13 protein-coding genes are annotated in these 14,049 nt (G+C 70.4%); 3 read left to right on the top strand and 10 right to left on the bottom strand.

What is annotated here, in order from left to right; genetic code table 11:
* Nucleotides 1-17: 17 nt before the first annotated feature.
* Genes FHG66_RS14425 through serB form a run of 3 tightly spaced genes read right to left on the bottom strand, consistent with a single transcriptional unit; the run spans nucleotide 18 to nucleotide 2,652 of the window.
* The gene (locus FHG66_RS14425; protein WP_139077769.1) at nucleotides 18-983 is read right to left on the bottom strand and encodes an aspartate carbamoyltransferase catalytic subunit; all 966 of its coding nucleotides are present in this window, start codon (nucleotides 981-983) and stop codon (nucleotides 18-20) included.
* A gap of 38 nt (nucleotides 984-1,021) precedes the next feature.
* Nucleotides 1,022-1,786: a TSUP family transporter gene (locus FHG66_RS14420; protein ID WP_139077768.1), complete on the bottom strand. Its 765-nt coding sequence runs from the start codon at nucleotides 1,784-1,786 to the stop codon at nucleotides 1,022-1,024.
* Nucleotides 1,786-2,652, bottom strand: a complete 867-nt coding sequence (gene serB / locus FHG66_RS14415; RefSeq protein WP_139077767.1) for a phosphoserine phosphatase SerB — start codon at nucleotides 2,650-2,652, stop codon at nucleotides 1,786-1,788. Before serB ends, FHG66_RS14420 begins: the two co-directional genes overlap by 1 nt.
* 158 nt (nucleotides 2,653-2,810) lie before the next feature.
* Here serB and FHG66_RS14410 point away from each other — a divergent pair, with 158 nt between their 5' ends.
* Together FHG66_RS14410 and serA are read left to right on the top strand one after the other, a co-directional pair.
* The gene (locus tag FHG66_RS14410) at nucleotides 2,811-3,965 is read left to right on the top strand and encodes a phosphoserine transaminase (RefSeq protein ID WP_139077766.1); all 1,155 of its coding nucleotides are present in this window, start codon (nucleotides 2,811-2,813) and stop codon (nucleotides 3,963-3,965) included.
* A gap of 101 nt (nucleotides 3,966-4,066) precedes the next feature.
* The gene (gene serA / locus FHG66_RS14405) at nucleotides 4,067-5,662 is read left to right on the top strand and encodes a phosphoglycerate dehydrogenase (protein ID WP_139077765.1); all 1,596 of its coding nucleotides are present in this window, start codon (nucleotides 4,067-4,069) and stop codon (nucleotides 5,660-5,662) included.
* A 40-nt stretch (nucleotides 5,663-5,702) separates the two neighbouring features.
* Here serA and FHG66_RS14400 read toward each other — a convergent pair whose 3' ends face one another.
* The 4 genes from FHG66_RS14400 to FHG66_RS14385 are packed head-to-tail and all read right to left on the bottom strand — an operon-like array spanning nucleotide 5,703 to nucleotide 10,903.
* A complete protein-coding gene (locus FHG66_RS14400; RefSeq protein ID WP_139077764.1) occupies nucleotides 5,703-6,728 on the bottom strand; it encodes a lipocalin-like domain-containing protein in 1,026 nt (341 codons plus the stop codon).
* Complete coding sequence (locus FHG66_RS14395; protein WP_139077763.1) at nucleotides 6,718-9,105, bottom strand: FtsX-like permease family protein; 2,388 nt, start codon at nucleotides 9,103-9,105, stop codon at nucleotides 6,718-6,720. The genes FHG66_RS14400 and FHG66_RS14395 overlap by 11 nt, the downstream gene beginning before the upstream one ends.
* The gene (locus tag FHG66_RS14390; protein ID WP_246082618.1) at nucleotides 9,102-9,722 is read right to left on the bottom strand and encodes an ABC transporter ATP-binding protein; all 621 of its coding nucleotides are present in this window, start codon (nucleotides 9,720-9,722) and stop codon (nucleotides 9,102-9,104) included. The genes FHG66_RS14395 and FHG66_RS14390 overlap by 4 nt, the downstream gene beginning before the upstream one ends.
* Nucleotides 9,723-9,769: 47 nt before the next feature.
* Nucleotides 9,770-10,903 (bottom strand): MFS transporter, encoded by a 1,134-nt coding sequence (locus FHG66_RS14385; protein WP_139077761.1) that lies wholly within the window; start codon nucleotides 10,901-10,903, stop codon nucleotides 9,770-9,772.
* A gap of 73 nt (nucleotides 10,904-10,976) precedes the next feature.
* Between FHG66_RS14385 and FHG66_RS14380 the strand changes: the two genes are divergently transcribed.
* Entirely contained in the window at nucleotides 10,977-11,360 is a 384-nt protein-coding gene (locus FHG66_RS14380) for a hypothetical protein (RefSeq protein WP_176556265.1), read from the top strand.
* A gap of 26 nt (nucleotides 11,361-11,386) precedes the next feature.
* On the opposite strand, the gene FHG66_RS14375 is transcribed toward FHG66_RS14380, so the two are convergent.
* Genes FHG66_RS14375 through kbl form a run of 3 tightly spaced genes read right to left on the bottom strand, consistent with a single transcriptional unit; the run spans nucleotide 11,387 to nucleotide 13,925 of the window.
* Nucleotides 11,387-11,716 (bottom strand): hypothetical protein, encoded by a 330-nt coding sequence (locus tag FHG66_RS14375; protein ID WP_139077759.1) that lies wholly within the window; start codon nucleotides 11,714-11,716, stop codon nucleotides 11,387-11,389.
* The gene (gene tdh / locus FHG66_RS14370; RefSeq protein ID WP_139077758.1) at nucleotides 11,713-12,738 is read right to left on the bottom strand and encodes an L-threonine 3-dehydrogenase; all 1,026 of its coding nucleotides are present in this window, start codon (nucleotides 12,736-12,738) and stop codon (nucleotides 11,713-11,715) included. The genes FHG66_RS14375 and tdh overlap by 4 nt, the downstream gene beginning before the upstream one ends.
* On the bottom strand, nucleotides 12,735-13,925 hold the full coding sequence (gene kbl / locus FHG66_RS14365) for a glycine C-acetyltransferase (protein WP_139077757.1): 1,191 nt from the start codon (nucleotides 13,923-13,925) through the stop codon (nucleotides 12,735-12,737). Before kbl ends, tdh begins: the two co-directional genes overlap by 4 nt.
* Nucleotides 13,926-14,049: the final 124 nt, after the last annotated feature.

Raw genomic sequence — 14,049 nt, 5'->3', positions numbered from 1 at the left:
CCGGCGCCCCCGAAGCGTCAGACCTCCTCGCCCAGCGCCGCCCGCCCCCGCGTGGCGCGCAGGTTCTGGGCCAGGAGGTCCATCGCGGCCATGCGGACCGCGACCCCCATCTCCACCTGCGTCTGGATGACCGAGCGGTTGATGTCGTCGGCGATGGTGCCGTCGATCTCCACGCCCCGGTTCATGGGGCCGGGGTGCATGACGATGGCGTCCGGGGCGGCGTGGCCCAGCTTTTCGGCGTCCAGCCCGTAACGGTGGAAGTACTCCCGCTCGGACGGGACAAAGCCGCCGTCCATCCGTTCGCGCTGGAGGCGGAGCATCATCACCACGTCCACGCCCTGAAGCCCTTCCTCCATGTCGTGAAACACCTCGCAGCCGAAGGCGTCGATGCCGGGCGGCATGAGCGTGGGCGGGGCCACGAGGCGGATGCGGTTCTCCATCTTGTGCAGCAGCAGGATGTTGGACCGGGCGACGCGGCTATGCGCGATGTCGCCGCAGATCGCGATGCTCAGGCGGTGGAGCCGCCCCTTGGCACGCCGGATGGTGAGCGCATCAAGGAGCGCCTGGGTCGGATGCTCGTGGCGCCCGTCCCCGGCGTTCAGGACCGCGCAGTTCTGAAGCTTCTGCGCCAGCAGGTCCACCGCGCCGGACATGGGGTGGCGCACCACCAGGAGGTCCGGGCGCATGGCGTTCAGCGTCAGCGCGGTGTCGATCAGCGTTTCGCCCTTCTTCACCGACGACGCGGCGATGCCCATGTTCATCACCTCGGCCCCGAGCTTCTTGCCCGCGATCTCGAAGGAGGACTGCGTGCGGGTCGAGGGCTCGAAGAACATGTTGACCTGCGTGAGACCCCGAAGCGCGTCCCCGCCGGGCAAGCCCTTGCGGTTCCGTTCGGCATAGGTGTCCGCGAGGTCGAGAAGGGTGGTGATCTCGACCGGATGCAGGGGCTCGATGCCGAGGAGGTGGGGTTGGTGGAAGGGCATGGGCGGGCCTCCTCGGGCTGGGTCGCCCGTCCTTTACGTCAGCCGGACCACGCCTGCCAGAGGAGCCGCGTGGCGAGCGCGACGGAGACGACGACCAGGAGCGGCCGGATCATCCGGGCGCCGATCCGCACGGCAAGGCGGGAGCCCACCTGTGCCCCCGCGAACTGCGCCGCGCCCATGCAGAGGCCGACGAGCCACCATGGGGAGGCGACAAAGGCGAAGACCAGCAGGGAGCCGAGGTTCGAGGCAAAGTTGAGGAGCTTGGTGTGCGCCGTGGCCTTGAGGAGGCCGTAGCCGCGCAATGACACGAAAGCCATCATGTAGAAGCTACCCGTCCCCGGCCCCAGCACGCCGTCATAGAAGGCGAGGCCCGGCACGGCGGTGGCGTTGAAGGCCGGCGACGCCATGCGCTCGGCCCGGTCCTCGTCGTCGAGGCCTTTTCGAAAGCCGAAGTAGAGCGCGACTCCGATGAGGAGGAGCGGGAGCGCGGCGCGGATCGCCTCGGCGGGCAGGTGGGATGCGAGGAGAGCGCCGCCGCCTGCCGCCAGCGCGGCCAGGAGCGCGGGGCCGGCCTGGGAGCGGGGCTCCACCTGCCCCGCGCGGGCATAATGCAGCGCGGCCGAGGCGGTGCCGAACATGCCCTGCAACTTGTTCGTCGCGAGTGCGGTAACCGGGGGCGCGCCGGCGAGCAGGATTGCAGGAAGCGCGAGCAGGCCACCGCCGCCCGCAATGGAGTCGATGACGCCCGCGACAAAGGCGGCGAGGACGAGGAGGAGCAGGACTTCGGGTCCGATGGGGAGCATCAGGCGAACTCGCTCCGCGCATAGCCCTGAAGGTAGAGAAGCGCGGTGAGGTCGCCGTGGTTCACCCGAAGGCGGCACTGCTCCTGCACGGCAGGCTTGGCGTGGAGCGCGACGCCCGCCCCCGCGAGGCGCAGCATCCCAAGGTCGTTGGCACCGTCGCCCACCGCCAGCACGTCCTGAGGGCCGATCCCGAGGCGCTGGGTCACCTCCTCCAGCGTCGCGACCTTGGCCTCGCGGCCCAAGATGGGCTCGGCCACCTCTCCGGTGAGATGGCCGTCCTGCGCCAGGAGCGTGTTGGCGCGGGCTTCGTGGAAGCCGAGATGGGCGGCGACCGGGCGGGCAAATCCGAGGAAGCCCCCGGAGACGAGGACCGAGTGCGCGCCATGCGCCTTCATGGTGGACAGGAGCGCGGCGCCCCCCGGCATGTAGGTGATGCGCTCGGCCAAGACCTGATCGATCACGGCCTCCGGCAGGTCCCGGAGCAGACCCACGCGTTCCCGCAGCGCCCCTTCGAAGCCGATCTCACCGTTCATCGCCCTCGCGGTGATGGCCGCGACACGCTCCCCTACCCCCGCCACGGCGGCGAGTTCGTCGATGCATTCCTGCTGGATCATGGTCGAATCCATGTCAGCCAGGAGCATCCGCTTGCGCCGGTTCACGGCGGGCTGGACGAGCAGGTCCACGTCCTGCGCCTGCAACGCCTCCCAGCGGGCCCACAGGTCGGCGGGCTCGTCGGCAATGTCGAATTCGGCGGCTTCAGCCTGGGACAGCCAACGGATGGCGCTGCCGGTCCAGGCGGCGCGCAGATCCTCGGCCAGCGATGCGGGCAGGCCGCCGGGCGCGGCGATCAGGGTAACGACTTGCATACGAAGTTTCCGATCGTAGTCGCGGCCCCCGGCACGGAGGTGCGTTTGCGGCGCCTTAGACCCATTTCGCGTCTTGCGGAACCCCGGCCCGCTTCCCTATGCCTTGTGGCGGGACACCCCTCCCCAACGAGGGGCTGCTGATCTGGAAGGATAGCCACATGGCGTCTGAACTGCCGCAGGCCACGCCTGCGAACCCGCGCTTTTCCTCGGGCCCCTGCGCCAAACCCCCCACCTGGAACCTCGATGCGCTGAAGAACGCCAGCCTTGGCCGGTCGCATCGCGCCGCCGAGGGCAAGGCGCGGCTGAAGCGCGCCATCGACCTCACGCGCGAGGTGCTGGCGGTGCCGGACACCCACCGCATCGGCATCGTGCCAGCGTCCGATACGGGCGCGGTCGAGATGGCGATGTGGACGATTCTGGGCGAGCGCCCCGTCGAGATGGTCGCCTGGGAGTCCTTCGGCGAGGGCTGGGTCACGGACGCCGTGAAGCAGCTCAAGCTGGATGCGCGGGTGCACCGGGCGGATTACGGGCAGATCGTGGATATGGCGGCGCTCGATTACGACCGGGACGTGGTGTTCACCTGGAATGGCACGACCTCGGGCGTGCGGGTGGCGTCGGGGGATGTGATCCCGGCGGGACGCGGCGGCCTCACGATCTGCGACGCGACCTCGGCGGCCTTTGCGCAGGACCTGCCCTGGGACAAGCTGGATGTGACGACCTTCTCCTGGCAGAAGGTGATGGGTGGCGAGGCGGCGCATGGCGTCCTGGTCCTCGGGCCTCGCGCGGTGGAGCGGCTGGAGTCGTTCACGCCGGACCGGCCGCTGCCCAAGATCTTCCGGCTCACGAGCAAGGGCAAGCTGATCGAGGGGATCTTCCAGGGCGAGACGATCAACACGCCGTCGATGCTTTGCGTCGAGGACTGGATCGTGTCGATGGAGTGGGGCAAGGCCCTCGGTGGCCTCCCGGCGCTGATCGCGCGGGCGGATGCGAACGCGCAGGCCGTGTGGGACTTCTGCGACAGCCGCGACTGGATCGCGAACCTGGCCGAGGACCCCGCGACCCGGTCGAACACCTCGGTCTGTCTCAGGTTCACCGACCCGCGCATCACGGACGGCGCGGCCTTTGCCAAGGCTGTCGCCAAGCGGCTGGAGCAGGCGGGCGCGGCTTGGGATGTGGGCGCCTATCGCGACGCCCCTCCGGGCCTGCGGGTCTGGTGCGGTGCGACCGTGGAACTGGCCGACGTGCAGGCGATGCTGCCCTGGCTCGACTGGGCGTTCCACGCCGAGATCGAGAAGCTGGCCCAAGCCGCCTGAGAGCGCCAGTGGCGGGCGGACGACCCCGCCCTACCCCATCGCGAACATCATCGGGCGGGCTTCAGCCCGCCAGCCCCGACACCCCATTCATGGAGCCCCTCATGGCCCCCCGCGTGCTCATCTCCGACGAACTCTCCCCGGCTGCCGTCCAGATCTTCAAGGATCGCGGCGTCGAGGTGGACTACCAACCCAAGCTCGGCAAGGACAAGGACGCGCTCCTTGCCGTGATCGGCAACTATGACGGCCTCGCCATCCGCTCGGCCACCAAGGCCACCGAAAAGCTGCTCGCCTCGGCCTCGAACCTCAAGGTGATCGGACGCGCGGGCATCGGCGTGGACAACGTGGATATCCCGGCGGCGTCCAAGAAGGGCATCATCGTGATGAACACGCCCTTCGGGAACTCCATCACCACCGCCGAGCATGCCATCGCCATGATGATGGCCGTCGCCCGCCAGATCCCCGAGGCGAACGCCAGCACCCACGCGGGCAAGTGGGAGAAGTCCCGCTTCATGGGCGTGGAGTTGACCGGCAAGACGCTGGGCGTGATCGGCGCGGGCAACATCGGCGGCATCGTCTGCGACCGGGCGCGCGGCCTCAAGATGAAGGTCATCGCCTTCGACCCCTTCCTGGGCGAGGAGCGGGCGAATCAACTGGGCGTCGAGAAGGTGGAGCTGGAGGACCTGCTGCGTCGCGCGGACTTCATCACCCTGCATGTGCCGCTGACCGACCAGACCCGCAACATCCTGTCGCGCGAGGCCATCGCCAAGCTGAAGCCCGGCGTGCGGATCGTCAACTGCGCGCGCGGCGGTCTCGTGGACGAGGAGGCGCTGGCCGAGGCGCTGAAGTCCGGCCATGTCGCGGGCGCGGCCTTCGACGTCTTTGCCGTGGAGCCCGCGACGGACTCGCCGCTCTTCGGCCTGCCCAACGTCGTGGTGACGCCGCACCTTGGCGCCTCGACCACCGAGGCGCAGGAGAACGTGGCGCTTCAGGTGGCCGAGCAGATGTCGGACTACCTGCTGACCGGCGCGGTGACGAACGCGCTCAACATGCCGTCCGTGACCGCCGATGAGGCCCGCGTCATGGGCCCCTGGATCAAGCTCGCGGGGCATCTGGGCAACTTCGTGGGCCAGATGACCGACGAGCCGATCAAGGCGATCAACGTGCTGTATGACGGGATCACCTCGACCATGAACCTTGCCGCGCTGAACTGCGCGGTGATCGCGGGGATCATGCGGCGGGCGAACCCGGACGTGAACCTCGTGTCGGCCCCCGTGATCGCGCGGGAACGGGGCATCCAGATCTCCACCACCCGTCAGGACCAGTCGGGCATGTTCGAGGGTTATATCAAGGTGACCGTGGTCACCGAGGCCCGCGAGCGGTCGGTCGCCGGGACCGTCTTCTCGGACGGCAAGCCGCGCTTCATCCAGATCAAGGGCATCACCGTGGACGCTGAGATCGGGGCGAACATGGTCTACACCACCAACGAGGACGTGCCGGGCATCATCGGGACGCTGGGCCAGACCATGGGCCAGAACGGCGTCAACATCGCGAACTTCACCCTGGGCCGCTCGGCCCGCGGGGGCGAGGCCATCGCAATCCTTTACGTGGACGACCCGGTGCCGGAGCCCGTGCTAGACAAGCTTCGCGGTACGGGCATGTTCCAGCAGGTCAAGGCGCTCGCCTTCGACATGGCCTGAGGCGTCGCGGGGGGATCCCGGCCGGGGTTCCCCCTTTTCGTCAGTAGCCGGTCATCTCCAGGTAGCCCACGCCCGCGTGGGAGCCGGTGACCGTCACGGGCCCCTCCCAGTAGGGGACCGAGGTCGCCATCCAGGCCTGCGGGTTGATCGCCCGCACGGTCACGTCGAGGTTCCGGTCGGGCAGGGTCACGCGCCACTCCACCGGCACCTCGCGCTCGGCCACCGTCGCGTCATCTTGGGGCTCGGCGGCGAAGGCCCCGTTGGGGAAGGGGGTTGGCGTGCCGTCGGGCTCGATCCAGGTCGCGGCGGTGAAGGGCTCGCCCTCGTCGGCGCGCAGGCGGAAGCCCATGAGCTTCTCGCCCGACTCGAAGGACAGCGAGAACCAATCCCACCCCACTTGCCGGTCCGCCAGCGGCTGCGAGGACCATTCGCGGTCGAGCCAGGCGTTGCCGGTGACCGGGACGTCGCCCGAAGGAAGGTGCAGGACCCCCTCCAGGGCGAAGAAGGGCTGTGAGTAGTAGTGGCTGGCCTGCCCGTCCTCGGACTTCACGCTGTAGCCCTGATCGCCCTGGAGCACGATGGGCCCTTGCGCGGTGAGCGTGACGTCGTAACCGAAGTCCGGCCCCTGGGCGCTTAGGGTGGCCGTTTCGAGGTCGTCGCCCGCGAGCCGCCATTCGTCGATCCAGGCCTCGAAGGGGTCCGCGACCACCCCCGCCTGCCCGGTGCCGCCCCGCGCGAGGCGTTCGGTGACGAAGTGCCCCTCGGGCGTGGTGACGGCGGCGTGGCCCATCCAGACCTGCGCTTCCTCCGACCCGCCGGGGGCGAGGGCGCTGCGGAACAGGGTCCATTGGAGGCCGTAGGGCGTCCCGTCCTCGGCCTGCAGGTTGGCGGTGACATACCACCATTCGATGCGGAAAGCCGGATGCGCGCCATGGTCGGCCGGGAAGGCGAACTCGGTCCCCGGCTGCGGAAGGGCATAGCCCTCGATGCTGGTGCCAAGGCCCGCGAAGCCCTGCGCCTGCGCGGCGAGCGGCCAAAGGGCCAGCAGAAGCGCCCTAGCGTTCATCCGAAAAGACCTTGAGCAGGATCGAAGGCGGCACCCGGGCGAGGCGCAGGGCGGGCCAGGCTGCCGCCAGCGCGGCGGCCAGGAGCGCGAGGGCAAACAGGCGCAGCCAGTCCAGCGGGAAGAGGAACATGGGAAGCTTCCAGCCAAAGGCCTCCACGTTCACGACCGCCAGCAGCACCCAGGCCAGCGCGAGCCCGAGGGGCAGCGCCGCGAGCGCCGTCAGCGCCGACAGGCCCACGGCCCGCACGAGTTCCAGCCGCCCCAAGGTCGCGCGGCGGGTGCCCAGCGCCCAGACGGGGGCCAGCTGCGGCAGGCGGATGCTGGCCAGCGTGAGGAGCGACATCAGCAGCGCAAAGCCCGCGACCGCCAGCGTCAGGACATTAAGCGCGCCCGTCACCGTGAAGGTCCGTTCGAAGATGCCGAGCGAGATGGCCTTGAGGTTCGCCTGGTTCACCACCCGCTCTGGGTCGAGGCCGAGATCGCTTACCAGCCGCTCGGACAGGGCCGGCACCTCCTCGGGGGGGACGCGCAGGCCGAAGCTGAGCGGGACGACCTCGGGGAAGGTGTCGCGGAACAGCCGCTCGGTCAGGATCGCCTGCCCGACGGGGTTCCCGTAGTCGCCGTAGATGCCGAGGATGGGGAGGGTGAGCGCCTCGGTGACGGCCAGGGGATCGCCCACCGACAGGCCCGCGCGGCGGGCCAGCTGCTCGTTGACGAGGACCCCCTCCCCTGCCGCCAGCCGGTCCCAAGGGTCGGGCGCGGCGTTCAGGAAGCGCCAGTTCTCGCGGTAGGTCGGGTCGTCGCGCAGGATCTGCACCTCGGATGGCAGGCCCGAGAGGGTCCGTTCCACCGAGGCAATGGGGAGGGCGCGCACCCCTTCAGGCAGGGTGGCCAACATCGCTTCGGCCTGCTCGGGGGTCGAGACGCCGACGTAAAGCTCGGGCGCGAGGCGCTGGTCGAGGAAGTCCACAAAGGTCTGGCGGAAGCTCGAGACCATCGTGGAAACGCCGACGTTCGCCGCCATGGCGAGGAGGAGCGCCATCAGGGCCAGCGACAGCCCGGGCAGCTCGGCCCGGCTGTCGGCCCAGATCCACTGTGGCAGCGGCTGCCGCGCGAAGCGTTGGCCCAAGGCCAGTACCCGGTCGAGAAGGAGCGGTAAGAGCAGCGCCCCTCCGATCATCAGGCAGCCCAGCGTCGCGAAGCCCGCGACGAGACCCCGCCCCCAGAGCCCGATAGCCAGGGCGGCGAGCAGCAGGGCGACCCCGGCGATCCCCTGACGCAGCGCGCGGCGCGCGGCCCAGCGGGCCCCGGCGCGGCGGGTGCTCCCGGCCAGGAGCGGCGTCGTGGCCAGCCTGCGAAAGGCGCTGGCGGCGGCAGCGGCCGTCCCCGCGAGCGCGATGGTCATGCCCGACAGCGCCCAGAGCGGACGGAAGCGAAGCGTGCCCGCCACCTCGGCCCCATAAAGGCCTCGCAGGGTGCCCGCCACGTCCGGCAGCAGCGCCGCAGCGATCAGGTAGCCCATGGCCAGCCCCAGCGCGCCCGCGACCAAGGCCAGCAGCGCGAGTTCCAGCGCCATCAGACCGATCAGGACAGTCAGCGGCATTCCCATGGCGCGCAGGGTGCGAACGGTCGCGCGCCGCTGCTCGAAGGCGAGGCCCACCGCGCCGTGGACAATGAACAGCCCGACCGCGAAGCTCAGGAGGCCGAAGGCGGTGAGGTTGAGGTGGAAGGAGTCCGTCAACGCGCCCACATCCGTGTCGTCTTGGGGCACCACGAGGCGCAGGGCGGGCGCGACCTCGGCCAGCGGAGCCTGCCGCAAGGGCTGGTCAGGGGCGAGGATCAGGCTCGTGAAGCCCTGCACCCCCAGGATGCGCTGGGCGGTGCGGATGTCGGTGAGAACGGCGCCGGGGGCGGCGTCCTCGGAGGCGATGAGCGTCGCGCCGGTGTCGGGCAGGTCGGCTAGCACCTCCTCGCGCCCCAGCAGCGCGCCGCTCTCGGACAGGAAGGCCTGGAGGTCGGCGGTGTCGGCCTCCTCGACGGGGCCGGTATCGACCGGGGTGGTCAGGGGGTCGATGCCGAGGAGGCGCGCGTCGCCCAGCCGCCCTTCGACGACGGGGCTCGCCAGCCAGCCCGCGCGGCGCAGGGCGACCCAGGTGGCCTGGTCGATCACGCCCCCCTCGGGCGGGAGGAGGCGCGACAGGCGGCCCTCGCCGAGGGTGTCGGCGGCTTCGGCGTAGGAGGCGCGGGCCTCGGCGTTGATGGCCTGCACGCCGGACCAGAGCGCGGTTGCGAGCGCGAGGCCCGCGACCAGGGTGAAGAGTTGGAGCAGGTGACGCCGCCAATGGGACAGGAGCGCCTGAAGGCCCGCTCCGATCACGCGACCCGCCCCCCGCGCAGGTGGACGCGGGTGTCCATCCGCTCGGCCACCTGCTCCGAATGGGTGACGGTCAGGAGCGCGGCCCCCGTCTCGGCCACCAGTTGCATCATGAGGTCGAGCACCGCCCCCGACGACGCCTCGTCGAGGTTGCCCGTGGGCTCGTCGGCCAGCACGAGGATCGGGCGGGCAGCCAGGGTCCGGGCAATGGCGACGCGCTGCTGCTGCCCGCCCGACAGCTCCTCGGGGTATTTGTGCAGATGGGGCGCGAGGCACAGCCGCTCCGCCAGTTCCTGCTCCCAGGCCGGGTCGCGGTTGCCCTTGAGCCGGGCCTGGAAGGCGATGTTCGCGCCCGCGTCAAGGGAGGGGACGAGGTTGAATTGCTGGAACACCACCCCCACCGACTCGCGGCGGAGCTGGGCGCGGCCCCGGTCGTCCAGCGTGGTGACCTCGGTGTCGCCTAGCCGGATCGAGCCGCCGTCGGGCCGGTCCAGGCCGCCGATGAGATGCAGGAGCGTGCTCTTGCCGCTGCCAGACTCTCCGGTCAGGGCCAGGGTGCAGCCACGGGACAGGTCGAGGTCGGCCCCCCGCAGCACCGGGACGGGCCCGTCGGGGCCCATGAAGCTCTTCTCGACGCCCCGGACGGTCAGGAGCGCAGGCACCTCGGTCAAGCCGAGGCGGGAGCCAAGGCCCGGGCCCGCCCCTTCAGGGCTGCGAAGCATGTCGCGAGCATGAGTCCTGCGGCCGAAACGATCCAGAACACGCCCTCCTCTCCGGTCACGGCGAGGATAGGCCGCAGCACGATGGGGCCAAGGGTGCTGCCCAGCAGCGCCATGGTCAGGATCGCCGCAGTCATGCGGGCGTCCTCGCCCAGGATGCCGATGGCCCAGACATAGTAGGCCGGGAAGATCAGGCCGATGAAGGCCCCTGCGACGACATAGCCGACCGCCGGAGCGCCAAGCACGGCGACAGCCATGGCGAGCCCCGCCCCCCCGGCCCCGATCACGAAAAGACGATCTGACGGAATCCGATGTGCCAGCCAGTAGAGCGAGACCCGCGACAGCAGGTAGGCCACGAAGAACCCCGAGGTGAGCTGCGCCGCCGCCTGGGCCGAGAGGCCCACCCCGATCAGCGCCGAGGCCCCGAAGCCGATCGAGATCCCCTCCACCAGACCGTTCGCGAAGATGAACAGGGTGACGAGAAGCCTGCGCTGGCTCAGGTCGGGAAGGCCGCGTGCGGCGGGGGCCTCGTCCGGCTCGGCCAGGGTCAGCGCGAAGAGCGCCAGCGCCGTGGTGCCCAGGAAGACCGCGCCGGGCCGCCCCCCGGCCAGCAGGAACGCCAGCGGCGACAGGATCGCGCCCAGGCCGTAGACCGCGTTCACGAGGCCCACCATGCCGGGCCCCCGCTCGCCGAACCCCGCCAGGAACCGGCGGTTGACCGAGGTGGTGAGCAGCCCGAACCCGAAGCCCGTGACCACGGCGGCGGCCAGCGTCAGCCCCCAGGTTCCCGCCACCGACAGGAGCATGGCGCCCAGCCCCAAGGCCAGGAGCCCCGTCCGCGAGCCCAGGCCCGGAATCCCGAAGACGCCCGAAAGGACTGCAAGGAAGGCCCCCGCCCCGTTCGCGGACAGGAGCAGGCCCCCCTCGCCCTCGCCCAGGCCGAACCGTTCGGACCAGATGGGAAGGGCCACGCCATAAAGCGCGGGAAGCGTGCCCGCGACGAAGAAGGCCAGCGCCCCCGACAGGAACAGGCGCGAGCCGAAGCCCGGGGCGGAGGTCACGGGTTGGGCGATGGAGGTCAAGATCGGAGCGTCCTCGAGGGGGAGTGCGGCCGGGTTCTGGCGCATCGGCGGCGGGAGTTCCAGAGAACCCGCGATGGCCCGAAGCGTTCCGGGGCCGTCCCCGCGCGGAACGCAGCGCAGCCCCCCGCGTTTGGAAGAGGCCCCTGCAGGGGGCAAGGCCCGCCCCGGCGTGGCCGCGGAACCCGGCGAGGAGGACGGCAACATGGTAGGTTCGCACAACAAGAGCGGTCAGGGGCAGCTTCCCGGCCGGCAGACCGAGGTGCCCAACGCGGGCGAGGATTTCCCGGCGGAGCACGACCTGAAGCGGGCCAAGGACCTGCCCGAGAGCGTCCGCGCCCGTCTTCAGGAGACCGACATCCAGGAGGATGCGCGGGGCCTTCGCGACACCGGCGACCTGAGCGCCCCCATGGGCGACAACCAGGAGGCCCGGACAAGGGGCACGCACCAGGAGGACTAAGCCACGAACCCTGAGCGCGGCCCGGCTCAGAACCCCTTCGCGGAGGCCGCCGGAAGGGCCGCGAACCAGTCGGCATAGGGCGTCGTCCGGGCCATCCGGCGATTGAGGTCCGGCGCGCCGTCCGTCCACCAGACCGGCCCGCGTTCCCCCAGGGCGCGCTTGGCCGCGTCCACGCGGGCGCGGGCCTTTTCAAGGGCTTCGGGGTCACCCATGGCGTCCCGGACCGCACGGCGGGCCGCCATCAGGTCACGAACCAGCGCCTCGCGACGGTCCGGGTCGAGCGAAGGGTCCGACATCCGCCAGAGCCGCCCCCGGACCACGAAGTAGCGGCCGTCCGGGGTGACGGGATACCTCATGTCCAGTCGAGAACGACCTTGCCACTTTGGCCCGACAGCATGGCCTCGAAGCCCTGGCGGTAGTCGGCGGCCTTGAAGCGGTGGGTGATGACCTTCCGCACGTCGAGGCCGTTTTCGAGCATGGCGATCATCTTGTACCAGGTCTCGAAGATCTCACGGCCATAGACCCCCTTGATGGTGAGGGCCTTGAGGACGATGCGGCTCCAGTCCACCGGGCTCTTTCCGGGCGGGATGCCCAGAAGCGCGATGCGCCCGCCCATGACGAGAGACTCGACCATCTGGTCGAGCGCGGCCTGAGAGCCCGACATTTCCAGCCCCACGTCGAAGCCCTGGACCATGTGGAGGCGGGACATCACGTCCTTCAGGTCCTCGGTCGCGACGTTCACCGGCGTCACGTCCGCCACCTGCGCGGCGAGGTCGAGCCGCAGGGGGTTCACGTCGGTGATGACGACATGCCGCGCGCCCACGTGGCGGGCCACCGCCGCCGCCATGATGCCGATGGGCCCCGCGCCGGTGATCAGGACATCCTCGCCGATCAGATCGAAGCTGAGCGCTGTGTGGACGGCGTTGCCCAAGGGGTCGAGGATCGCCCCGATCTCGTCGTCGATGGTGTCGGGAAGGGGGACCGCGTTGAAGGCCGGAAGGCGGAGGTATTCCGCGAAGGAGCCGGGCTCGTTGACGCCGATGCCGCGCGTCTCGGGGTCGAGATGGAAGCGGCCCGACCGGCTCTGGCGCGAGGTCTTGCCGATCAGGTGCCCCTCTCCGCTGACGCGCTGGCCGACATGGAGGTCGGTCACGTCGCGGCCCAGCGCCACGATCTCTCCGGCGAACTCGTGGCCGGTGACAAGCGGGGTGGGCACGGTGCGGGCGGCCCAAGCGTCCCAGTTCCAGATATGGATGTCGGTGCCGCAGATGCCGGTCTTATGGACCTTGATCAGCACGTCGTCGGGTCCGATCTCGGGCTCGGAGACGTCCCGGAGGTCGAGACCCTCGCCCGGGCCTTCCTTGACCAGCGCCTTCATATGATGACTCCCGTCTCGCGTCCGGCCTTGGCAAAGGCATGCAGCGCCTGATCAAGGTCACGGATGGTCAGGTCGGCGCTCATCTGCGTGCGGATGCGCGCGCGACCCTGCGGCACGACCGGGTAGAAGAAGCCCGTCGCCAGCACCCCATGGTCGAGGAGCCGGCGCGCCATCTCCTGCGCGAGGCGGGCGTCATGCAGCATGACAGGCACGATGGGATGCTCGCCGGGCAGGAGGTCGAAGCCCAGCGCCTTGAGGCCCTGCCGCCAGCGCCGCGCGTTGGTCGCAAGCTGCTCCCGGCGACCCTCGCCTTCCTCGCCCTCCACGAGGTCGAGCGCCGCCAGCGCCGCGCCGGTGATGGCGGGCGGCAGGGCGTTGGAAAAGAGGTAGGGCCGTGCCCGCTGGCGCAGGAGGTCGATGACCGGCTGCGGCCCGGCGACGAAGCCGCCCAGCGCCCCGCCCAGCGCCTTGCCGAACGTGCCGGTGATGATGTCGGCCTGGACACCGGCACGGGACGGGGTGCCCCTCCCCGCCTCGCCCACGAAGCCCGTCGCGTGGCAATCGTCCACCATGAGGAGCGCGCCGTAGCGGTCCGCCAGGTCGCGCATCGCCGCGAGGTCGGCAAAGAACCCGTCCATGCTGAACACGCCATCGACAGCGACCAGGATGTGCCGGGCCCCGCCCTCGCGCGCGGCGCGAAGCTGGCGTTCGAGGTCGTCCATGTCGTTGTTGGCAAAGCGGAAGCGGCGCGCCTTGGACAGCCGGATGCCGTCGATGATCGACGCATGGTTCAGGCTGTCCGACACCACCGCGTCCGCGTCGGTCAGCAGCGGCTCGAACAGCGCGCCGTTCGCGTCAAAGGCGGCGGCGAAGAGGATGGCGTCGTCGAGGCCAAGATACTGGGCCACCCGCGCTTCCAGCGCCTTGTGGAGGTCCTGCGTGCCGCAGATGAACCGGACGGAGGCCAGGCCGTAGCCACGATCCTCCATGGCCTGCGCGGCGGCGGCCTTGAGCGTGGGATGGTCGGCCAGCCCGAGATAGTTGTTCGAGCACAGGTTCAGCACCTCGCGCCCGTCCACCGTCACCCGCGCCCGCTGGGGCGAGGCGATCACCGCCTCGGTCTTCCAGAGCCCCTCGGCGCGGATGCCGTCGAGCCGGGACCGGATCTCGTCTAGAAAGTCGCTCATGCACCACACTCCTTGCTGGGCCTAACTAGGCGGGCGCCCCGCGCGAACCAAGGTCCTTCCCGAACCAAGGGCCATGCGGGTCGCGCCCGGACGTCTCCCCAGCTTGGCCCCGACCTTGGCCCTT

This window comes from Rubellimicrobium rubrum, from assembly GCF_006152115.1.
Classification (GTDB): domain Bacteria; phylum Pseudomonadota; class Alphaproteobacteria; order Rhodobacterales; family Rhodobacteraceae; genus Rubellimicrobium; species Rubellimicrobium rubrum.
The sequence above is the reverse complement of the archived record's forward strand: the minus strand, read 5'-3'. Positions and strand labels throughout refer to the sequence as shown.